The sequence below is a fragment of the Agromyces soli genome, assembly GCF_022811605.1.
Taxonomy (GTDB): Bacteria; Actinomycetota; Actinomycetes; order Actinomycetales; family Microbacteriaceae; genus Agromyces; species Agromyces soli.
In genome coordinates, this window is the sequence record NZ_CP094533.1 from 2,840,922 (window position 1) to 2,862,281 (window position 21,360).

A 21,360-nucleotide genomic window follows, 5' to 3' on the forward strand; every position below is an offset into this window, starting at 1 on the left:
CGTGCTCGCCGAGCTGACGGCCAACGCCGTCGCCGACGCCGAGGCGCGCCGGCAGACTCGTCCGCTCGCCGAGGTCGAGCGCGCCGCCCTGGCGCGCCCGGCCGCGATCGACGCGCTCGAGGCGCTGCGACCGGCCGATCGGGTGAAGGTCATCGCCGAGATCAAGCGCTCGAGCCCCTCGCGGGGCGCGCTCGCCACGATCACCGACCCGGCCGCGCTCGCGCGCGACTACGAGCTCGGCGGCGCGAGCGCGATCAGCGTGCTCACCGAGGGCCGTCGCTTCGGCGGTTCGCTCGACGACCTCGAGGCGGTCCGCGAGGCGGTCGCGCTGCCGGTGCTGCGCAAGGACTTCCTCTCGACGCCGTACCAGGTGTTCGAGGCCCGCGCGGCCGGTGCCGACCTCGCTTTGCTGATCGTCGCCGCACTCGACGACGCGACGCTCGCCGAGCTGTACGCGCTCATCACCGAGCTCGGCATGACGGCGCTCGTCGAGGCGCACTCGGCCGAGGAGCTCGACCGCGCCGCCGCGCTCGGTGCGAAGCTCATCGGCGTGAACGCGCGCGACCTGAACACCTTCGAGCTCGACCGCGACCTGTTCGGCCGGCTCGTCGACCGCTTCCCCGACGGCGCGATCCGCGTCGCGGAGTCCGCGGTGCTCTCGCCCGACGACGTGGCGCACTACCGCCGGGCCGGCGCCGACGCCGTGCTCGTCGGCGAGGCGCTCGTCACGAGCGATCCGGTGGCCACCCTCTCTGCATTCCTGGCGGTGTGACATGGCGCTCCGAGACGCCCACGGTCCGTACTTCGGCGACTTCGGCGGGCGGTTCGTGCCCGAGTCCCTCGTCGCCGCCCTCGACGAGCTCTCCGATGCGTACGAGCTCGCGAAGCTCGACCCGGCCTTCCACGAGGAGCTCGCCGAGCTCGGGCGCAGCTACACCGGCCGCCCCTCGATCATCACCGAGGCGCCCCGCTTCGCGGAGCACGCGGGCGGCGCCCGCATCATCCTGAAGCGCGAGGACCTGAACCACACGGGTTCGCACAAGATCAACAACGTGCTCGGCCAGGCGCTGCTCACCAAGCGCATCGGCAAGCCGCGCGTCATCGCCGAGACCGGGGCGGGCCAGCACGGCGTCGCGACCGCGACCGCTGCCGCGCTGTTCGGCCTCGACTGCACGATCTACATGGGCGAGGTCGACACCGAGCGCCAGGCGCTGAACGTCGCCCGCATGCGCCTGCTCGGCGCCGAGGTCGTGGCCGTGAAGACCGGCTCGCGCACCCTGAAGGACGCGATCAACGACGCGATGCGCGACTGGGTCACGAACGTCGAGACGACGAACTACGTCTTCGGCACGGTCGCCGGCCCGCACCCCTTCCCGGAGATGGTGCGCGACTTCCAGAAGATCATCGGCGAGGAGGCGCGGGCGCAGATGCTCGAGCTGACCGGTGCCCTGCCGACCGCGGTGGCGGCGTGCGTGGGCGGCGGCTCGAACGCGATCGGCATCTTCCACGCCTTCCTCGACGACGTCGACGTGCGGCTGATCGGCTTCGAGGCCGGCGGCGAGGGGGCCGAGACGCCCCGGCACGCGGCGACGATCACGAAGGGCCGCCCCGGCGTGCTGCACGGCGCGCGCAGCTACCTGCTGCAGGACGAGGACGGCCAGACCATCGAGTCGCACTCGATCTCCGCCGGCCTCGACTACCCGGGCGTGGGCCCGGAGCACTCGTGGCTCGCGGCGCTCGGCCGGGCCGAGTACCGCCCGGTCACCGATGCCGCCGCCATGCAGGCGCTGCGACTGCTCACCCGGACCGAGGGCATCATCCCGGCGATCGAATCGGCGCACGCGCTCGCGGGCGCCCTGGAGCTCGGCCGCGAGCTCGGCCCGGACGCCGTCATCCTGGTGAACCTCTCGGGCCGCGGCGACAAGGACATGGACACGGCCGCGGAGTACTTCGGCCTCTACGACGGGGAGCAGGCGTGATGCGGACGGTCGGCGAGGTCATCGCCCGGCGCAATCGCGAGGCGGGCGGCGCGCTCATCGGCTACCTGCCGGTGGGCTTCCCGACGCTCGACGAGAGCGTCGAGGCGGCCGTGGCGCTCGTCGAGAACGGTGTCGACGTGCTCGAACTCGGGCTGCCGTACTCCGACCCCGTCATGGACGGACCGGTCATCCAGGCCGCGACGCAGCAGGCGCTGCAGAACGGCTTCCGCATCGCGGACGGCTTCGAGGCGGTGCGCCGCATCACGGAGCGCACGGATGCCCCGGTGCTGATCATGACCTACTGGAACCCCGTCGTGCAGTACGGAGTCGACCGTTTCGCCGACGAGCTCGCCGCCGCCGGGGGAGCCGGGCTCATCACCCCCGATCTGATCCCCGACGAGGGAGCCGACTGGCTCGCCGCCACCGAGCGCACCGGCCTCGACCGGGTGTTCCTCGCCGCGCCGACTTCGACCGACGCCCGGCTCGCGAAGACCGTCGAGGCGAGCCGCGGCTTCGTCTACGCCGTCTCGACGATGGGCATCACGGGCGCGCGCTCCGACGTCGATCGCGCCGCCCGCACCCTGGTCTCACGCCTGCACGACGCAGGCGCCGAGGCGGCCTGCGTCGGCGTCGGCATCTCGACCGCGGCGCAGGTCGCCGAGGTGCTCGAGTACGCCGAGGGCGCCATCGTCGGCTCCGCGCTCGTCGCGGCGGTCGCCGAGGGCGGCGCCGAGGCCGCCGGCCGGCTCGCGGCCGAGCTCGCGCGCGGCACGCGCCCGCAGTGAAGTACGCTCGTGTGGGCCGCCGTGGCGGCCGCACCACCTGACGAAAGGCAGTCGACGGCGTGATCGCACCGTTCAGCATCCCGAGCCCGGACTACTCGTGGCAGGTCTTCGAGCTCAACCTCTTCGGGTGGCGGCTCGACATCCACACCTACGCGCTGTGGATCCTGCTCGGCATCATCCTCGCGGTCATCATCACCTCGCGCCGACTCACGAAGCGCGGCGCCGAGCCGGGCATCGTGCTCGACATCGCGCTCTGGGCGGTGCCGCTCGGCATCATCGGCGCCCGGTTCTACCACGTCTTCACCCACCCGAACGACTACTTCGCCGGCCAGGAGTGGTGGAAGATCTTCGCGATCTGGGAGGGCGGCAACGCCATCTACGGCGCGCTCATCGGCGGCGCGATCGGCGTGCTCATCGCCTGCCGCATCACGGGCCTGCGCTTCCTCTCCTTCGCGGACGCGCTCGCGCCCGGCCTCCTCGTGGCCCAGGCCGTCGGCCGGCTCGGCAACTGGTTCAACCACGAGCTGTTCGGCTCGCCGACCGACCTGCCCTGGGGCCTCGAGATCGAGTACTCCAACCCGGCGTGGCCGCAGGGCCTGCCCGAGGGCACGCTGTTCCACCCGACGTTCCTCTACGAGATCATCTGGAACCTCGCCGGTGTCGCGGTCATCCTGCTGCTCGAGCGCAAGGGCGGCCTCCGCTGGGGCAAGGCCTTCGCGATGTACCTCATCTGGTACGGCCTGGGCCGCGCGTTCCTGGAGTCCATCCGCGTCGACCCGAGCGAGATGCTCCTCGGCATCCGCTCGAACGTGTGGGCGTCCTTCGCGGCCGTCGTGATCGGCGTGCTCCTGCTGATCGTGCAGTCGCGTCGGCACACCGGACTGGAGCCGAGCGTCTACGCGCCGGGCCGTGAATGGCAGCGGCCCGATGCTGTTGTAGACTCTGACGAAATCGAGTCCGAATCGGACTCGCTCGACGACGGCGTCGAGTCCGAGAACGCCCCTGAGTCGGCCGCCACAAGCCCAGGCCGCTCGTCCTCCGTCTAGGAGTCAGTCCCCGTTCTCCCGCAGCGGCGCCGCACCTCGTGCCGTGCAGATCCCTTGCGAAGGGCCGACGGCGTCCCCTCCTTTTCCGCTTGCTGAGAGGACGGTTCCCGTGTCGCTCACCCCTCCCTTCTCGCGGTTCGGCACCGTGCCGGCCGCACAGGGCCTGTACGACCCAGCCGCCGAGAAAGACGCCTGCGGGCTCGCGATGGTCGCGACGCTGCGCGGCACCGCCGGGCACGACATCATCACCGCGGCGCTCGACGCGCTGCGTCACCTGGAGCACCGCGGGGCTATCGGCTCCGACGCCGGCACCGGTGACGGCGCTGGCATCATCACGCAGATCCCCGACGAGTTCCTGCGGGCGGTGACCGAGTTCCCGCTGCCTGCGGCGGGCGAGTACGCGGTCGGCAACGCCTTCCTCCCGGTCGACCCGACCTCGCGCAGCCGCATCAAGCAGTCGCTCGCCCGGCTCGCTGCGGAGGAGGGTCTGACGGTTCTCGGCTGGCGCGAGGTGCCCGTGCGCCCCGAGCAGCTCGGCACGCTCGCCCGTCAGGCGATGCCCGCCGTGCAGCAGCTCTACGTGCGCGCGGCGAACGCCGAGGGGGCGCCGGCCGTCGCCGGCATCGCGCTCGACCGGCTCACCTTCCGGCTGCGCAAGCGCGCCGAGCGGGAGCTGGAGCTGTACTTCGCCTCGCTGTCGGCGCGCACCCTGGTCTACAAGGGCATGGTCACGACGCTCCAGCTCGAGCCGTTCTACCCCGACCTCTCCGACGAGCGCTTCGCGTCGAAGCTGGCGCTCGTGCACTCGCGCTACTCGACGAACACCTTCCCGTCGTGGCCGCTCGCGCAGCCGTTCCGCATGATCGCGCACAACGGCGAGATCAACACGATCCAGGGCAACCGCAACTGGATGCGGGCCCGCCAGTCGCAGCTCGAGTCCGAGCTGCTCGGCGAGCTCGACCCGATCCTGCCGATCGTGACCCCGGGCGCGAGCGACTCCGCGTCGTTCGACGAGGTCGTCGAGCTGCTCACCCTCTCGGGGCGCAGCCTCCCGCACGCGGTCATGATGATGGTGCCCGAGGCCTGGGAGAACCAGGCCGGCATGGATGCCGAGCGCCGCGCGTTCTACGAGTACCACTCGATGCTCATGGAGCCGTGGGACGGCCCCGCGGCGATCGTCTTCACCGACGGCTCCCTGGTCGGTGCGACCCTCGACCGCAACGGCCTGCGCCCGGGCCGCTATCTCGTGACCGACGACGGCCTCGTCGTGCTGGCGAGCGAGATCGGCGTGCTCGACATCGAGCCCTCGCGGGTCGTCCGCAAGGGACGCCTGCAGCCGGGCCGCATGTTCCTCGTCGACACCGAGGCCGGCCGCCTGATCGAGGACGACGAGATCAAGCGCGAGCTCGCCGCGGCCCAGCCGTGGGGCGAGTGGCTCGACGAGAGCCGCATCCGGCTGGCCGAGCTCCCCGAGCGCGAGCACATCGTGCACCCGCCGGCCTCGGTGAACCGTCGCCAGCGCACCTTCGGCTACACCGAGGAAGAGGTGAAGATCCTGCTCGCGCCGATGGCGCGCACCGGGCAGGAGCCGCTCGGGGCGATGGGCTCCGACACCCCGATCGCGGTGCTCGCGCAGCGTCCGCGCCTGCTCTTCGACTACTTCACCCAGCAGTTCGCGCAGGTCACGAACCCGCCGCTCGACTCGATCCGCGAGGCGGTCGTGACCTCGCTCGGCACCGGACTCGGCCCGGAGCGCAACCTGCTGACGGCGGGGCCCGAGCACGCCAGGCAGGTTTCGCTCGACTTCCCCGTGATCGACAACGACGAGCTCGCGAAGATCGTGCACATCGACCCGACGCCGGGCTCGCGCACGACCGTCACGATCCGCGGCACGTACCGCTTCGACGAAGGCCCCGACGCGATGCGCGACCGGCTGGCCGCCATCTGCCGCGAGGTCGACGAGGCGATCGTCGAGGGCGCGTCCTTCATCGTGCTGAGCGACCGTGACTCCAACAAGGACCTCGCGCCGATCCCGTCGCTGCTCATGCTCTCGACGGTGCACCACCACCTGATCCGCGCGGAGACGCGGATGCGCGTGGGGCTCATCGTCGAGGCCGGCGACGTGCGCGAGGTGCACCACGTCGCGCTCCTCATCGGCTACGGCGCCTCCGCGGTGAACCCGTACCTCGCGATGGAGACGTGCGAGGACCTCGTGCGCTCCGGCGTGATCTCCGGGGTGAGCCCCGAGGACGCGGTGCACAACGTGATCAAGGCGCTCGGCAAGGGCGTGCTGAAGATCATGTCGAAGATGGGCATCTCGACCATCGCCTCGTACGCGGGGGCGCAGGCCTTCGAGGCGATCGGCCTGTCGCAGGAGTTCATCGACGAGTACTTCACGGGCACGACCTCGAAGCTCGGCGGCATCGGCATCGACGTGATCGCGGCCGAGAACCTCACCCGGCACACGGAGGCGTACCCGGAGGACGTCGCCGTGCGCGCGCACGAGCGGCTCGCGACGGGCGGCGAGTACCAGTGGCGCCGCGACGGCTCGCCGCACCTCTTCAACCCCGAGACCGTGTTCCGCCTGCAGCACTCCACCCGCAACCGTCGCTACGACGTGTTCCGGGAGTACACCGATCTCGTCGACTCGCAGGCCGAGGAGCTCATGACGCTCCGCGGCCTGTTCGCCCTCCGCAGCGGGGTGCGCCCGCCGGTGCCGCTCGACGAGGTCGAGCCGGTGTCGTCGATCGTGAAGCGCTTCTCCACCGGAGCGATGAGCTACGGCTCGATCTCGAAGGAGGCGCACGAGACGCTCGCCGTCGCGATGAACCGGCTCGGCGCGAAGTCGAACACGGGGGAGGGCGGCGAGGACCTCGACCGGCTGCTCGACCCCGAGCGGCGCAGCGCGATCAAGCAGGTCGCCTCCGGCCGATTCGGCGTGACGAGCATGTACCTCACGCACGCCGACGACATCCAGATCAAGCTCGCCCAGGGCGCGAAGCCGGGCGAGGGCGGTCAACTGCCGCCCACGAAGGTGTACCCGTGGGTCGCCCGCACGCGGCACGCGACCGCGGGCGTCGGCCTGATCTCGCCGCCGCCGCACCACGACATCTACTCGATCGAGGACCTGAAGCAGCTCATCTTCGACCTGAAGCGGGCGAACCCGAAGGCGCGCGTGCACGTGAAGCTCGTGAGCCAGTCGGGCATCGGCGCGGTCGCCGCCGGCACGGCCAAGGCCCTCGCCGACGTCATCCTGGTGTCCGGCCACGACGGCGGCACCGGCGCGAGCCCCTTGAACTCGCTGAAGCACGCCGGCACTCCCTGGGAGCTCGGCCTCGCCGAGACGCAGCAGACGCTCATGCTGAACGGCATGCGCGACCGGGTCGTGGTCCAGGTCGACGGGCAGCTGAAGACCGGGCGGGACGTCATCATCGGCGCCCTGCTCGGGGCCGAGGAGTTCGGCTTCGCCACCGCGCCGCTCGTGGTCGAAGGATGCATCATGATGCGCGTCTGCCACCTCGACACCTGCCCCGTCGGCGTCGCGACGCAGAATCCGGAGCTGCGCAAGCGCTTCACCGGCAAGCCCGAGTTCGTCGTGAACTTCTTCGAGTTCATCGCGGAGGAGGTGCGGGAGCACCTCGCCGCGCTCGGCTTCCGCTCCATCGACGAGATCATCGGCCGGCGCGAGCTCCTCGACGTCGACCGGGCGGTCTCGCACTGGAAGGCCTCGGGCCTCGACCTCACCCCCGTGCTCATCGGCCCGGACTTCGCCGACGCCGAACCGCGCAAGCACGGGCGCGCGCAGGACCACGAGCTCGACGAGCACTTCGACAACGAGCTGATCGCCCGGGCCCGCCAGGTGCTCGAGCAGGGCGGCCACGTCGAGATCGAACTGCCGATCAAGAACACCGAGCGGGCCGTCGGCACGATGCTCGGCCACGAGGTCACCGCCCGGCACGGCGCCAACGGCCTCCCCGAGGGGGCCATCGAGATCACGCTGTCCGGCTCCGCCGGGCAGTCGCTCGGCGCCTTCCTCCCGGCCGGCATCACGCTGCGGCTCGAGGGCGACTCGAACGACTACGTCGGCAAGGGGCTCTCGGGCGGACGCATCGTCGTGCGCCCCGCACCGACGGCGAGCTTCGCCGCCGAGCGGAACGTCATCGCCGGCAACGTGATCGGCTACGGGGCGACCCAGGGCAGCATGTTCATCCGCGGCATCGTGGGCGAGCGCTTCCTCGTGCGCAACTCCGGCGCCACCGCCGTCGTCGAGGGCGTGGGCGACCACGCGCTCGAGTACATGACGGGCGGGCTCGCACTCATCCTCGGCGACACCGGACGCAACCTCGGCGCGGGCATGTCGGGCGGCACGGCATACGTGCTCGGCCTCGACGAGGCCCTGGTGAACCGCGAGTCCCTCGCGAGCGGCGAACTGGAGCTCCTGGCGCTCGGTTCCGCCGACCGTGAGATCGTGCGCGACCTGCTCGAGCAGCACCTCGCCGAGACGGGCTCCGCGGTCGCGGAATCCCTCCTCCAAGCGGGCGAGGGCGCCTTCGACCGCTTCACCAAGGTGCTGCCGCGCGATTACGCGGCCGTGCTGCAGACGCGGCAGAGCGCCGTCGACGAGGGGCTCGACCCCGACGGCGACGTGGTCTGGACCCGCATCCTGGAGGTGACGGGTGGCTGAGGCGATCTCGAGCACGAATCCGAACGGCAACACGAGCGGTATGGAGGTGACGGGTGGCTGACCCGAAGGGCTTTCTGAAGGTCACCGAGCGGGAGCTGCCCAAGCGGCGCCCCGTTCCGGTGCGGATCATGGACTGGAAAGAGGTCTACGAGCCGGGCGACTCCGCCCAGCTGCGTCGGCAGGCCGGTCGCTGCATGGACTGCGGCGTCCCGTTCTGCCACCAGGGCTGCCCGCTCGGCAACCTGATCCCCGAGTGGAACGACCTCATGTGGCGCGGCGAGGGTCGCGCCGCCATCGAGCGACTGCACGCCACGAACAACTTCCCGGAGTTCACGGGCCGGCTCTGCCCGGCCCCGTGCGAGTCGGCCTGCGTGCTCGGCATCAACCAGCCCGCGGTCACGATCAAGCAGGTCGAGGTCTCGATCATCGACCAGGCCTTCGGCAACGGCTGGGTGCAGCCGCAGCCGCCCGGCCGGCTCACCGGCAAGACGGTCGCCGTCGTCGGCTCGGGCCCCGCGGGCCTCGCCGCCGCGCAGCAGCTCACCCGCGCCGGGCACACCGTCGCGGTCTTCGAGCGCGACGACCGAATCGGTGGCCTGCTCCGGTACGGCATCCCGGACTTCAAGATGGAGAAGCGCCACCTCGACCAGCGACTCGCGCAGATGACGGCCGAGGGCACGCGCTTCCGCGCCGGGGTCGACATCGGCACGGACATCGGCTGGGACGAGCTGCGGTCGCGCTACGACGCCGTCGTGGTCGCGACGGGTGCGATGGTGCCCCGCGACCTGCCGATCCCCGGACGCGACCTCCCCGGCGTGCACTTCGCCATGGAGTACCTCGTGCAGGGCAATCGAGCCGCCGCCGGCGACCCGGTCTTCGACCAGATCAGCGCGGAGGGCAAGCACGTCGTCGTGCTCGGCGGCGGCGACACCGGCGCCGACTGCATCGGCACGGCCCACCGTCAGGGCGCGCTGAGCGTGACGAACCTCGCGATCGGCCGCCAGCCGGGCGAGGTGCGCAGCTCGGGCCAGCCGTGGCCGATGCATCCGACCCTGTTCGAGATGCAGAGCGCGCACGAGGAGGGCGGCACGCGCGAGTACCTCGTGTCGACCGTCGAGTTCCTCGCGAACGAGGCGGGCGAGCTCCGCGCCGTGCGCGTGGCCGAGACCGAGTTCGTCGACGGACGCCGGGTGCCGAAGTCGGGCACCGAGCGGGAGATCCCGGCGGACCTCGTGCTGCTCGCCCTCGGCTTCACCGGCCCCGAGACCGAGACCATCCAGCCGCAGCTCGAGCTCGACGTCACCGACCGCGGCGCCCTCGCCCGCGACGCGCAGTACGCGACCGAGCAGCCGGGGGTCTTCATCGCCGGCGACGCGGGTCGCGGCCAGTCGCTCATCGTGTGGGCGATCGCCGAGGGCCGGGCGGCGGCGGCGGCCGTCGACCGGTACCTTGAAGGAGACACGAGATTGCCGAGCCCGATCGCTGCGACGGCTCGCGCCTTCTCCGTCTGAGCGTCGGCGGCGCGAGCCGCCGGCACCGCACCGCGTTCGCGCGGAACACCTGGGAGCACATACGAATATGAGACGAGCGAAGATCGTCGCCACCCTCGGGCCGGCGACATCGAGCTATGAACAGATCCGAGCGATCATCGATGCGGGCGTCGACGTCGCCCGCATGAACCTGAGCCACGGCACGTACGACGTGCACGAGGCCGTTTACCAGAACGTCCGCAAGGCGGCCAACGACTCCGGTCGCGCCGTGGCGGTGCTGGTCGACCTCCAGGGCCCGAAGATCCGACTCGGCAAGTTCGAGGGCGGACCCTACGAGCTCGCCGAGGGCGACATCTTCAAGATCACGACGGAGGACGTCGTGGGCACCAAGGAGCTCGTCGGCACGACCTTCAAGGGCCTGCCGCAGGATGTCGCCCCCGGCGACTTCCTGCTGATCGACGACGGCAAGGTCCGAGTGCAGGTCGTCGAGACGGACGGCGTGGTCGTGACCACCAAGGTCATCGTCGCCGGCCCGGTCTCGAACAACAAGGGCATCAACCTGCCCGGCGTCGCGGTGAACGTGCCGGCGCTGTCCGAGAAGGACGAGGCCGATCTGCGCTGGGGCCTCGAGCTCGGCGCCGACCTGATCGCCCTCTCCTTCGTGCGCAACGCCGACGACATCGTCCGCGTGCACGAGATCATGGACGAGGTCGGCCGTCGCGTGCCCGTCATCGCGAAGATCGAGAAGCCACAGGCGGTCGATCACCTCGAGGGCATCATCGAGGCCTTCGACGCCATCATGGTCGCCCGCGGCGACCTCGGCGTGGAGCTGCCGCTCGAGGCCGTGCCGATCGTGCAGAAGCGGGCGGTCGAGATCGCCCGTCGTCTCGCGAAGCCGGTGATCGTCGCGACGCAGATGCTCGAGTCGATGATCCACAGCCCCGTGCCGACGCGCGCGGAGACGAGCGACGTCGCGAACGCCGTGCTCGACGGCGCCGACGCGGTCATGCTGTCGGGCGAGACGAGCGTGGGCGAGTACCCCGTCATCACGGTGCAGACCATGGCGCGCATCGTCGAGTCGACCGAGAAGCACGGGCTCGAGCGCGTGCCCCCGCTCGGCACGAAGCCGCGCACCCAGTCCGGCGCCATCACGGCGGCCGCGGTCGAGGTGGCCGACTTCGTCGACGCGAAGTACCTGTGCGTCTTCACCGAGTCGGGCGATTCCGCGCGCCGCATGGCGCGCCTGCGCAGCGACATCCCGATCCTCGCGTTCACGCCGGATCAGGCCATCCGCCGTCGCATGGCGCTCTACTGGGGCGTCGACACCTTCGTCGTCGAGCGCGTCACCCACACCGACCAGATGGTCGAGCAGGTCGACGAGGCGCTCGCGAAGTCGGGTCGGGCCGAGGAGGGCGAGACGGTCGTCATCGTCTCCGGTTCCCCTCCCGGCATCCCCGGCACCACGAACGACGTGCGCGTGCACAAGGTCGGCGAGGTCCTCTAACCCCGACGGCGCTGCGGCGGCCCGATCCCTCGGATCGGGCCGCCGCTGCACGCGCTGGACGCGATCGGCCCGCGGGCCATGCGAGGATGGCGCCGTGACCGTCGAGTTCGAGTGCGCCACCCGCATCGCGGCCCCGCCCGCGGCGGCGTTCGACGCCTCGTGCGACATCGACCTCCATCTCGAGTCGATGCGCTCGAGCGGCGAGCGAGCGATCGCCGGCGTCACCTCAGGGCGCATCGGGCCGGGGGAGCAGGTCACCTGGCGCGCACGGCACTTCGGCGTCCGCTTCCGGATGACGAGCCGGATCACGGCGTACGAGCGGCCGAGCCGATTCGTCGACGAGCAGCTTCGCGGACCGTTCGCGCTCTTCCGCCACGAGCACCGCTTCGAGTCGCTCGAGGGCGGCACGCTGATGCGCGACCACGTGGTGTTCCGGGCGCCGTTCGGGCCGCTCGGGCGCCTCGTCGAGCCCGTGCTCCGCCGGCATCTGCTGCGGCTCTTCGACGAGCGCAACCGGCACGTCGCCGCCGCCGCGGAACGCGCCGCCGCCGACCTCGACTGAGCCGCGCGACGCGCCCGGCGGGCGGGCGGTCGCACACTGGTGCCGGTGGTGGGGGTCGAACCCACACGCCCTTTCGGGCAAAGCATTTTGAGTGCTCCGCGTCTGCCATTCCGCCACACCGGCCAGAGGCCTCGCTCAGAATACCGTAGGCTTTCTGGCGTGACTGACACCGAATCAACCCAGCCCGCACCGCGTCGCGTGGTCGTGGCCGAAGACGAGTCGCTCATCCGCCTCGACATCGTCGAGATCCTGCGGGACAACGGCTACGAGGTCGTCGGCGAGGCGGGTGACGGCGAGACCGCCGTGCAGCTCGCCACGGAGCTGCGGCCCGACCTGGTCATCATGGACGTGAAGATGCCGCAGCTGGACGGCATCTCGGCCGCCGAGCGGCTCTCGAAGGGGCACATCGCCCCGGTCGTGCTGCTCACCGCGTTCAGCCAGAAGGAGCTCGTCGAGCGCGCCAGCGAGGCCGGTGCCCTCGCCTACGTCGTGAAGCCGTTCACCCCGAACGACCTGCTGCCCGCGATCGAGATCGCCCTGGCCCGCCACGCGCAGATCATCGCGCTCGAGGCTGAGGTCGGCGACCTCGTCGAGCGCTTCGAGACCCGCAAGCTCGTCGACCGCGCGAAGGGCCTGCTGAACGAGAAGATGGGCCTCACCGAGCCCGAGGCGTTCCGCTGGATCCAGAAGGCCTCGATGGACCGCCGCCTCACCATGCGCGATGTCTCGCAGGCGATCATCGAGCAGCTCTCCGCCAAGAAGTGACGCCCGAACGCCCGGCCGACGGCCCGGCGTTCCCTCCGACTCAGGATGCCCCGCCGGCCGTGCGCCGACGGGGCATCCGCCGTTTCCCGGTGCACGCCGCTGCGCCGCGCGGACGACGGACGTCGGGTGTCGGCGGCCGCTTGTAGGCTGTCCGAGTGACGGACGCAGCAAAGCCCACCCTCCTCGTCGTCGACGGCCACTCGCTGGCCTTCCGAGCCTTCTACGCCCTGCCGGTCGACAGCTTCCAGACCCGTGACGGGCAGCACACGAACGCCATCCACGGCTTCCTCTCGATGCTGCTCCTGCTGCTGCAGAACGAGAAGCCGACGCACCTGGCCGTCGCCTTCGACAAGTCGCGGGTCTCGTTCCGCACCCGCGAGTACGAGGAGTACAAGGGCAACCGCGGCGAGACGCCGATCGAGTTCAAGGGGCAGGTGCCGATCCTGCAGGAGGCGCTGAAGGCCCTCAGCATCACGACGCTCGAGAAGGACGACTTCGAGGCCGACGACATCCTCGCGACGCTCGCCGCCCGGGGCCAGGCCGAGGGCTACCGCGTGCTGCTCGTCTCCGGCGACCGCGACACCATCCAGCTCGTGAACGACGACGTCACGCTGCTGTACCCGAACACCCAGGGCGTGTCGCAGCTGAAGCGCTACGACCCCGAGGCGGTCGTCGAGCGCTACGGCGTGCCGCCCCACCAGTACCCCGAGATCGCCGCGCTCGTCGGGGAGACGAGCGACAACCTGCCCGGCATCACGAAAGTCGGCGAGAAGACCGCGGTCAAGTGGCTGAAGCTCTACGGCGACCTGCAGGGCATCCTCGACCACATCGACGAGATCAAGGGCGTCGTCGGCGACAATCTGCGCCGCGAGCGCGAGAACGCGATCCGCAACCGCAAACTCAATCGGCTCGTCACCGACGTCGAGCTCGAGCTCGAGCTGGCCGATCTCGAGGCCCGACCGATCGACGAAGACGCGGTGCACGAGCTCTTCGGCCGGCTCGAGTTCAAGACCCTGCTCGACCGCGTCATGAAGATCGCCCGCGGCGAGACGAACGGGGGCCCGCGCGCGGCCGCCGCACCGGTCGAGCGCGAGCCCGCCGTCGCGGCACCGACACCCGCGCGGCCCGTGGGCGAGGAGTTGGCGGCCTGGCTGCAGCAGGCGCAGCAGGCGGCGCCCGCGGGGCTCGGGCTGCACGTCGAGACCGCCGGCGGCGAGGTGGCGACGATCGGCATCGCCACGGCCGACTCGTCGATCGAGCTGCCGTGGCAGGCGGGGCGTGCCGAGTTCGGCCCCTTCGAGGCCTGGCTCGCGAGCGACGCGCCCAAGATCATGACCGACGCGAAGGCGCAGCTGAAGGCGCTCATCCGCGGCGGGCTCTCCATCGACGGACTCGTCGTCGATCCGCTGCTCGCGGCCTGGCTCGTGCGACCGAACCTCACCGAGAAGAACCTGATCGAGCTCGTCGACCGGTACCTCGGCGAGACCGTGCCCGTCGGCGACCCCTCCCAGCTCGTCCCCGAAGAGGGCAGCGACTCCGGTGCGCCCGAGTTCGCCTGGTACACGGTGCGGCTCGCCCCGCTCGTGCTCGCCGCGCTCGACGAAGGCCCGCGCCGCGTGCTGGCCGAGATCGAGATGCCGCTCGTCCCGGTGCTCGCCGCGATGGAGCTGCGCGGCGTCGCGGTCGATCACGACGCCCTCGCCGCGCTGTCGGCCGAACTGGGGGAGCGGGCCGCGGGGCTCGCCGCAGCGGCCTACGCCGAGATCGGCCGCGAGGTGAACCTCGGCTCGCCGAAGCAGCTGCAGGAGGTGCTCTTCGACCAGCTGGGCATGCCGAAGACCCGTGCCACGAAGACGGGCTACACGACCGACGCGGGAGCCCTCGCCGACCTCCAGGAGTCCAACCCGCATCCGTTCCTCGGTCTGCTCCTCGAGCACCGCGACGCCACGAAGCTCCGGCAGATCGTCGAGTCGCTCGACAAGTCCATCGCCGCCGACGCGCGCATCCACACCACGTACGGCCAGATCGGCGCGGCCACGGGCCGCATGTCGTCGAACGACCCGAACCTGCAGAACATCCCGATCCGCACCGAAGACGGCCGCCGCATCCGCGTCGCGTTCCGTCACGGCGCCAAGTACACCGAGCTGCTGACGGCCGACTACTCGCAGATCGAGATGCGCATCATGGCGCACCTCTCCGGCGACGCCGGACTGATCGAGGCGTTCAACGCGGGCGAAGACCTGCACCGCTTCGTCGGCGCGCGCATCTTCTCGGTCGACCCGGCCGACGTGACCCCGCTCATGCGCACCAAGGTCAAGGCGATGTCCTACGGTCTCGCGTACGGTCTCAGCGCCTTCGGCCTGTCCAAGCAGCTGCGCATCGACCGTTCCGAGGCGACGCAGCTGATGAAGGACTACTTCGAGCGTTTCGGCGCCGTGCGCGACTACCTCCGCGGCGTCGTCGAGCAGGCGAAGATCGACGGCTACACCGAGACGATCTTCGGTCGCCGCCGCCCGTTCCCCGATCTGAACAGCCCGAACCGGGTGCTGCGCGAGAACGCCGAGCGGGCCGCGCTCAACTCGCCGATCCAGGGCTCGGCCGCCGACATCATCAAGGTCGCCATGACCGGCATCGAACGCGACGCGCGCGAGCGCAGGCTCGCCTCGCGCATGCTGCTGCAGGTGCACGACGAGCTCATCTTCGAGGTCGCCGCCGGCGAGAGCGACGAGCTCGAGGGCATCGTGCGCACCCGCATGGCGAACGCGGCCGAGCTGCTCGTCCCCCTCGACGTGCAGGTCGGGCGCGGCGCGAACTGGGACGACGCCGCGCACTGAGCCGCGCACGGCGACGCCCGGGCGCCCGTCCGGGTGTCGCTGCCTGCGCGGTCGGCCGGGCGGCGGCTAGGCTCGGCCCATGGCAGAACGCGCGCAGACCGAGATCGATCGCCTCGCGGAGGGCTGGGTCGACACGCTCGTCGACCTCGACCCGACCGTCGGCACCTACATCGGCCGCACGGAGGCCGACGACCGGCTGCCCGACTACTCGCCGGCGGGCCACGAACGGGCGAGCGAGGCGACGCGGGCTGCGCTGTCCGCACTGCGGGCCGCGCCGGTCGCCGACGAGGTGGACCGGGTCACCCGCGACGACCTGGGCAGCGAGCTGGAGCTCGCGCTCGCGCGCGACGCCGCCGAGCTGCACCTTCGCGACCTGAACGTCATCGCGAGCCCGGCGCAGGAGATCCGCGAGGTGTTCGACCTGATGCCGACCGCATCCGTCGACGACTGGTCACGGATCGCGACCCGCCTCGCCGCGGTGCCCGAGGCGATCGCCGGCTACGCCGAGACCCTGCGCGAGGGCATCCGCCGCGGGGTGGTGCCCGCCGTCCGCCAGGTGCGGGAGGTCGCCGCGCAGGCGCGCCGCACCGCGGCCAGCGACGGCTTCTTCGCGGACTTCGCGTCCTCGGCGAACGCCGACGGAGCCGCGTTGCCGGCTTCCCTGCAGCAGGACCTCGGGCGCGCGGCGGGCGCCGCGGCCGAGGCGTACCGCGGGCTCGCTGAGTTCCTCGAGGGCGAGCTTGCGCCGGCCGCTGGCCAGGCCGACGGGGTGGGCCGCGAGATCTACGCGCTGCAGTCCCGGCAGTTCCTCGGCGCGGTCGTCGACCTCGACGAGACGTACGAGTGGGGCATCGAGGAGCTCGCCCGGATGGTCGCCGAGCAGGAGTCGATCGCGCGCGAGATCGTACCGGGCGGCGGGGTCCGCGAGGCGATCGCCGCGCTCGAGGCCGACCCGAGCCGCAAGCTCGTCGGCACCGAGGCGCTGCAGCGCTGGATGCAGGAGACGAGCGACCGCGCGGTGGCGGAGCTCGGCGCGAGCCAGTTCGACATCCCCGAGGAGATCCGCACCCTCGAGTGCATGATCGCGCCGACCCAGGAGGGCGGCATCTACTACACCGGTCCCACCGACGACTTCTCCAGGCCCGGGCGGATGTGGTGGTCGGTGCCCGAGGGCGTCACCGAGTTCGACACCTGGCGCGAACTCACGACCGTCTACCACGAGGGCGTCCCGGGACACCACCTGCAGATCGGCCAGGCGGTCGTGAACCGCGGCACGCTGAACCTCTGGCGCCGGCAGCTGGCCGGCACCTCCGGGCACGCCGAGGGCTGGGCGCTCTACGCTGAGCGCCTCATGGAGGAGCTCGGCTACCTCGACGACCCGGCCGACCGGCTGGGCATGCTCGACGGGCAGCGGATGCGCGCGGCCCGGGTCGTGCTCGACATCGGCGTGCACCTCGGCAAGCAGCGCCTGGACGGCCAGGGCGTGTGGACCGGCGAGTACGCCTTCGAATTCATGGGGCGCAACGTCGCGATGAACGACGGCTTCGTCACCTTCGAGGTCAATCGGTACCTCGGCTGGCCGGGGCAGGCGCCGTCCTACAAGGTGGGGCAGCGCATCTGGGAGCAGCTGCGCGACGAGCTCCGCCGCCGCGAGGGCGCCGACTTCGACATCCGTCGCTTCCACAGTCGGGCGCTCGCGCTCGGCGGCGTCGGGCTCGACACCCTGCGTTCGGCACTGCTCGGGTGACGGCCGAGCCCGGCCGCGGCGGCCGCGTCGTGATCGGGGGAGCGTCCGGCTTCCTCGGCCGGGCGCTCGTCGCGCGTGCGCGTCGCGCGGGCCGCGAGCTCCTGACCATCGGCCGGGGCGACGCCGACGTGGCGTGGCACGATGCCGACGGCATCGCGAGAGCGGTCGACGGCGCGGCGCTCGTGATCGGCCTCTCCGGCAGGAGCGTCGACTGCCGGTACACCGCGGCGAACCGCGCAGAGATCGTGCGCTCCCGGCTGGAGACCACCGCTGCGCTGCGCGCGGCGATCGGGCGGGCGGAGCACCCGCCCGCCGTCTGGGCGAACTCCTCGACCGCGACGATCTACCGGCACGCCGACGGTCGAGCCATGACCGAGGCGACGGGCGAGCACGGCGAGGGCTTCTCGGTCGCGGTCGCCGAGGCCTGGGAAGCCGAGCTCTTCGCCGGAGCGCTTCCCGGCACCCGACGGATCGCCCTGCGCACGGCGATCGTGCTCGGTCGCGGCGGGGCGCTGGCACCGCTGGTCCGGCTGACCCGGCTCGGTCTGGGCGGGCCGCAGTACGACGGCCGCTGGCCGGTGTCGGCGGCGCGTCGAGCGGCCGGCACGGCCCATCGCTTCCGCCGGACGAGCGGGCGCCAGTGGTTCAGCTGGATCCACCTCGACGACGTGGTCCGGGCGATCGACTTCCTCGAGCTGCACCCGCTCGATGGCCCGGTGAACCTGAGCTCGCCGAACCCGGTGCAGAACCGGGAGCTGATGGCGACCCTTCGCCGCGTCGTCGGCATCCCCTTCGGCGCCCCGCAGCCGCGCTGGCTGCTCGAGCTCGGTGCCGCGATGATCGGCACCGAGACCGAGCTGGTCCTGAAGAGCCGGCGGGTGCTGCCCGAGCGGCTCGAGGCATCCGGCTTCCGATTCGCGTTTCCCGAGCTCGAGCCGGCGCTGCGCTCGATCGTGCGGGGCCCGGTGCGCCGGTCGCGCTGGGGGAGCGAGGCGCTCGCATTGCCCCGCTCATCCGAAATCGGTTAGGATGGGATGTCACTCGTGTGACATTCCTGTCCGCATGCCCATCGCGGAACACACACACGCTCTACCTTCGCGACGGGCCCGATATTGTCCATTCGGAGCATTTACTTCATGACAACCGCAACGACCAAGGCGCCCAAGCAGGTCGCGATCAACGACATCGGATCTGCTGACGATTTCCTCGCCGCGGTCGAGAAGACGCTCAAGTTCTTCAACGACGGCGACCTCATCGAGGGCACTGTCGTCAAGATCGACCGCGACGAGGTCCTCCTCGACGTCGGGTACAAGACCGAGGGTGTCATCCCCTCGCGTGAACTTTCCATCAAGCACGACGTCGACCCCAGCGAGGTCGTCGAGGTCGGCGACACCGTCGAGGCCCTCGTTCTCCAGAAGGAGGACAAGGAAGGCCGCCTGATCCTGTCGAAGAAGCGTGCGCAGTACGAGCGCGCGTGGGGCGACGTGGAGAAGATCAAGGAGTCCGACGGCGTGGTGACCGGTTCGGTCATCGAGGTCGTCAAGGGCGGCCTGATCGTCGACATCGGCCTCCGCGGCTTCCTCCCGGCGTCGCTCATCGAGCTCCGCCGCGTGCGCGACCTCACCCCGTACCTCGGCCAGGAGCTCGAGGCGAAGATCCTCGAGCTCGACAAGAACCGCAACAACGTGGTCCTGTCGCGCCGGGCGCTGCTCGAGCAGACCCAGTCGGAGTCGCGCTCGACCTTCCTCGCCAACCTGCACCCGGGCCAGATTCGCAAGGGTGTCATCTCGTCGATCGTCAACTTCGGTGCGTTCGTCGACCTGGGCGGCGTGGACGGCCTCGTGCACGTCTCCGAGCTCTCGTGGAAGCACATCGAGCACGCCAGCGAGGTCGTCGAGGTCGGCCAGGAGGTCACCGTCGAGGTGCTCTCCGTCGAGCTCGACCGCGAGCGCGTCTCGCTCTCGCTCAAGGCGACGCAGGAAGACCCCTGGCAGGTCTTCGCCCGCACGCACGCGATCGGTCAGGTCGCACCGGGCAAGGTCACGAAGCTGGTTCCGTTCGGTGCGTTCGTCCGCGTCGCCGACGGCATCGAGGGCCTCGTGCACATCTCGGAGCTGTCGGGCAAGCACGTCGAGCTGGCCGAGCAGGTCGTCTCGGTGGGCGAAGAGGTCTTCGTCAAGGTCATCGACATCGACCTCGAGCGTCGCCGCATCTCGCTCTCGCTGAAGCAGGCGAACGAGGGCGTCGACCCCGAGGGCACCGAGTTCGACCCGGCGCTCTACGGCATGCTCACCGAGTACGACGAGCAGGGCAACTACAAGTTCCCGGAGGGCTTCGACCCCGAGACGAACGAGTGGAAGGAAGGCTTCGAGGCCCAGCGCGAGAAGTGGGAGCAGGACTACGCTGCCGCCCAGGCTCGCTGGGAGGCGCACAAGAAGCAGGTTGCTGCTTCGCTCGCCGCTCAGGCCGCCGACGACTCGTTCTCGGCCGGTGGCGCGTCCTACTCGAGCGAGACCGCCGGCGCGGGCACCCTCGCCGACGACGCTTCGCTCGCGGCGCTCCGCGAGAAGCTCTCGAGCAACAACTGATCGCTCCTGCGATCACCGGAAGGCCGGCTCCCTCGGGAGTCGGCCTTCCGCCGTTTCCGGGCCGGTCGTGGTTCGGGCCGGGCCGGTTCCCGGGTCCGGTTCAGACGGATGCGTCGGGCGCCGCCGCCGTGCGTCGACGACGCCGACGACGGACGAGCCAGACCGTCGCGGCGACCGCGGCGGCGATCGCCAGCAGCACGAGGATCGGCGCCAGCACGGCCGCGACGACGATGAGCACGCTGCCGGCATCCTCGGCCGTGCTCGCGATCGGCGCGGCGAGGCCTGCGGTCGCCGCATTCAGCATCGGGCGGGCGCCGGCCTTCAGCAGATGCACGAGCAGCGCGAGCGCGACGCCCACGGCGATCGGCACCCACTGCTGCGAGGCGAAAAAGGTCTCGGGGTCGGTGACGGCGACGGTGGTCGCGCCGAGGCCCGACCCGAAGGCGATCCCGCCCGCGGTCGGGCGCACGACCGTCTGCACGACGTCGTTGACGGTGTCCAGCCCCGGCACCTTGTCGGCCAGGAACTCCACGACGAGCAGCACCGCGAGGACGAGCAGCACCCACTCGTTCGCCAGCCAGGACCAGGCGGGCGGGAGCTCGACGAGGCCCGTGAACCGGTCGAGGGCGCCGAGGAGCACGAGCGGGATCCACGCGTTGAGGCCGGCCGCGAGCGCCAGCCCCGTCGCCGTCAGCAGTTCCAGCATGCGGGCTCCTTCCGCCGGCACGAGTCTCGCACGGCTAGAGTGGGGCTGTGTACCTGATCGGCCTCACCGGCGGCATCGCATCCGGAAAGTCCACCGTCGCCCGGCGTCTCTACGAGCACGGCGCCGTGCATCTCGACGCCGACCAGCTCGCGCGGAAGGTCGTCGAGCCCGGCACTCCGGCGCTCGCGGCGATCGCCGAGACGTTCGGCCCCGAGGTGCTCCGCACCGACGGCTCGCTCGACCGGGAGCGCCTCGGCGGCATCGTCTTCGGCGACGACGCCGCGCGGGCGAAGCTCAACGCCATCGTGCACCCCGCGGTGCGCGAGCTCTCCGGCCGCCTCATCGCCAAGGCCGAGGCCGAGAACCCCGACGCCGTGGTCGTCTACGACGTGCCGCTGCTCGTCGAGGCGAACGTCGATCACCCCTTCGACCTCGTCGTCGTCACCGACGCGCCGAAGCGCACGCAGGTGAAGCGACTCGTCGAGCAGCGCGGCCTCGATCCGCTCCAGGCCGAGGCGCGCGTCGACGCGCAGATCGACCGCGAGGCTCGGCTGAAGGTCGCCGACGTCGTGATCGACACGGACGGCTCGCTCGGCCACACCATGAGCCAGGCCGACGCGCTCTGGTCGCGGGTCGCCTCGGAGCTCGCGGCGCGCTGACCGGGTTCGCC

At 71.2% G+C, this 21,360-nt stretch carries 15 protein-coding genes and 1 tRNA gene; 14 read left to right on the top strand and 2 right to left on the bottom strand.

The window, feature by feature from the left end; all coding sequences use genetic code 11:
- Position 1: 1 nt before the first annotated feature.
- The 8 genes from trpC (at position 2) to MTP13_RS13675 (ending at position 12,050) form a co-directional block, all read left to right on the top strand.
- A complete protein-coding gene (gene trpC / locus MTP13_RS13640) occupies positions 2-772 on the top strand; it encodes an indole-3-glycerol phosphate synthase TrpC (RefSeq protein ID WP_189084925.1) in 771 nt (256 codons plus the stop codon).
- A 1-nt stretch (position 773) separates the two neighbouring features.
- Positions 774-1,979, top strand: a complete 1,206-nt coding sequence (gene trpB, locus MTP13_RS13645) for a tryptophan synthase subunit beta (protein WP_243568264.1) — start codon at positions 774-776, stop codon at positions 1,977-1,979.
- Positions 1,979-2,764, top strand: coding sequence for a tryptophan synthase subunit alpha (gene trpA / locus MTP13_RS13650; protein WP_243570837.1), 786 nt, complete (start codon positions 1,979-1,981; stop codon positions 2,762-2,764). Before trpB ends, trpA begins: the two co-directional genes overlap by 1 nt.
- A gap of 59 nt (positions 2,765-2,823) precedes the next feature.
- The gene (gene lgt / locus MTP13_RS13655; protein WP_243568265.1) at positions 2,824-3,810 is read left to right on the top strand and encodes a prolipoprotein diacylglyceryl transferase; all 987 of its coding nucleotides are present in this window, start codon (positions 2,824-2,826) and stop codon (positions 3,808-3,810) included.
- Positions 3,811-3,919: 109 nt separating this feature from the next.
- Positions 3,920-8,494: a glutamate synthase large subunit gene (gltB, locus tag MTP13_RS13660; RefSeq protein ID WP_243568266.1), complete on the top strand. Its 4,575-nt coding sequence runs from the start codon at positions 3,920-3,922 to the stop codon at positions 8,492-8,494.
- A 53-nt stretch (positions 8,495-8,547) separates the two neighbouring features.
- On the top strand, positions 8,548-10,005 hold the full coding sequence (locus tag MTP13_RS13665) for a glutamate synthase subunit beta (protein ID WP_243568267.1): 1,458 nt from the start codon (positions 8,548-8,550) through the stop codon (positions 10,003-10,005).
- Between the two features lie 67 nt (positions 10,006-10,072).
- Complete coding sequence (gene pyk, locus MTP13_RS13670; RefSeq protein WP_243568268.1) at positions 10,073-11,488, top strand: pyruvate kinase; 1,416 nt, start codon at positions 10,073-10,075, stop codon at positions 11,486-11,488.
- A 94-nt stretch (positions 11,489-11,582) separates the two neighbouring features.
- Positions 11,583-12,050, top strand: a complete 468-nt coding sequence (locus MTP13_RS13675) for an SRPBCC family protein (protein ID WP_243568269.1) — start codon at positions 11,583-11,585, stop codon at positions 12,048-12,050.
- A gap of 37 nt (positions 12,051-12,087) precedes the next feature.
- Here the strand turns inward: MTP13_RS13675 and MTP13_RS13680 are convergent.
- A tRNA-Leu gene (locus tag MTP13_RS13680) sits at positions 12,088-12,173 on the bottom strand.
- A gap of 36 nt (positions 12,174-12,209) precedes the next feature.
- Here MTP13_RS13680 and MTP13_RS13685 point away from each other — a divergent pair.
- The 5 genes from MTP13_RS13685 (at position 12,210) to rpsA (ending at position 19,984) form a co-directional block, all read left to right on the top strand.
- On the top strand, positions 12,210-12,815 hold the full coding sequence (locus MTP13_RS13685; RefSeq protein WP_189084931.1) for an ANTAR domain-containing response regulator: 606 nt from the start codon (positions 12,210-12,212) through the stop codon (positions 12,813-12,815).
- 155 nt (positions 12,816-12,970) lie between these two features.
- A complete protein-coding gene (polA, locus tag MTP13_RS13690) occupies positions 12,971-15,649 on the top strand; it encodes a DNA polymerase I (RefSeq protein ID WP_243568270.1) in 2,679 nt (892 codons plus the stop codon).
- A 79-nt stretch (positions 15,650-15,728) separates the two neighbouring features.
- Positions 15,729-17,396, top strand: coding sequence for a DUF885 domain-containing protein (locus tag MTP13_RS13695; protein ID WP_243568271.1), 1,668 nt, complete (start codon positions 15,729-15,731; stop codon positions 17,394-17,396).
- The gene (locus tag MTP13_RS13700; RefSeq protein WP_243568272.1) at positions 17,393-18,424 is read left to right on the top strand and encodes an epimerase; all 1,032 of its coding nucleotides are present in this window, start codon (positions 17,393-17,395) and stop codon (positions 18,422-18,424) included. The genes MTP13_RS13695 and MTP13_RS13700 overlap by 4 nt, the downstream gene beginning before the upstream one ends.
- Before the next feature lie 108 nt (positions 18,425-18,532).
- A complete protein-coding gene (rpsA, locus tag MTP13_RS13705) occupies positions 18,533-19,984 on the top strand; it encodes a 30S ribosomal protein S1 (RefSeq protein WP_189084935.1) in 1,452 nt (483 codons plus the stop codon).
- A gap of 100 nt (positions 19,985-20,084) precedes the next feature.
- Here rpsA and MTP13_RS13710 read toward each other — a convergent pair whose 3' ends face one another.
- A complete protein-coding gene (locus MTP13_RS13710) occupies positions 20,085-20,690 on the bottom strand; it encodes a DUF4126 domain-containing protein (RefSeq protein WP_243568273.1) in 606 nt (201 codons plus the stop codon).
- 47 nt (positions 20,691-20,737) lie between these two features.
- Between MTP13_RS13710 and coaE the strand changes: the two genes are divergently transcribed.
- Positions 20,738-21,349 (top strand): dephospho-CoA kinase, encoded by a 612-nt coding sequence (gene coaE / locus MTP13_RS13715; protein ID WP_243568274.1) that lies wholly within the window; start codon positions 20,738-20,740, stop codon positions 21,347-21,349.
- Positions 21,350-21,360 lie beyond the last annotated feature (11 nt).

Coding starts and splice junctions, on each gene's coding strand:
- rpsA (WP_189084935.1), top strand. CDS start 18,533: ATGACAACCGCAACGACCAAGGCGCCCAAGCAGGTCGCGATCAACGAC.
- pyk (WP_243568268.1), top strand. CDS start 10,073: ATGAGACGAGCGAAGATCGTCGCCACCCTCGGGCCGGCGACATCGAGC.
- trpA (WP_243570837.1), top strand. CDS start 1,979: ATGCGGACGGTCGGCGAGGTCATCGCCCGGCGCAATCGCGAGGCGGGC.
- MTP13_RS13695 (WP_243568271.1), top strand. CDS start 15,729: ATGGCAGAACGCGCGCAGACCGAGATCGATCGCCTCGCGGAGGGCTGG.
- MTP13_RS13710 (WP_243568273.1), bottom strand. CDS start 20,690: ATGCTGGAACTGCTGACGGCGACGGGGCTGGCGCTCGCGGCCGGCCTC.
- trpB (WP_243568264.1), top strand. CDS start 774: ATGGCGCTCCGAGACGCCCACGGTCCGTACTTCGGCGACTTCGGCGGG.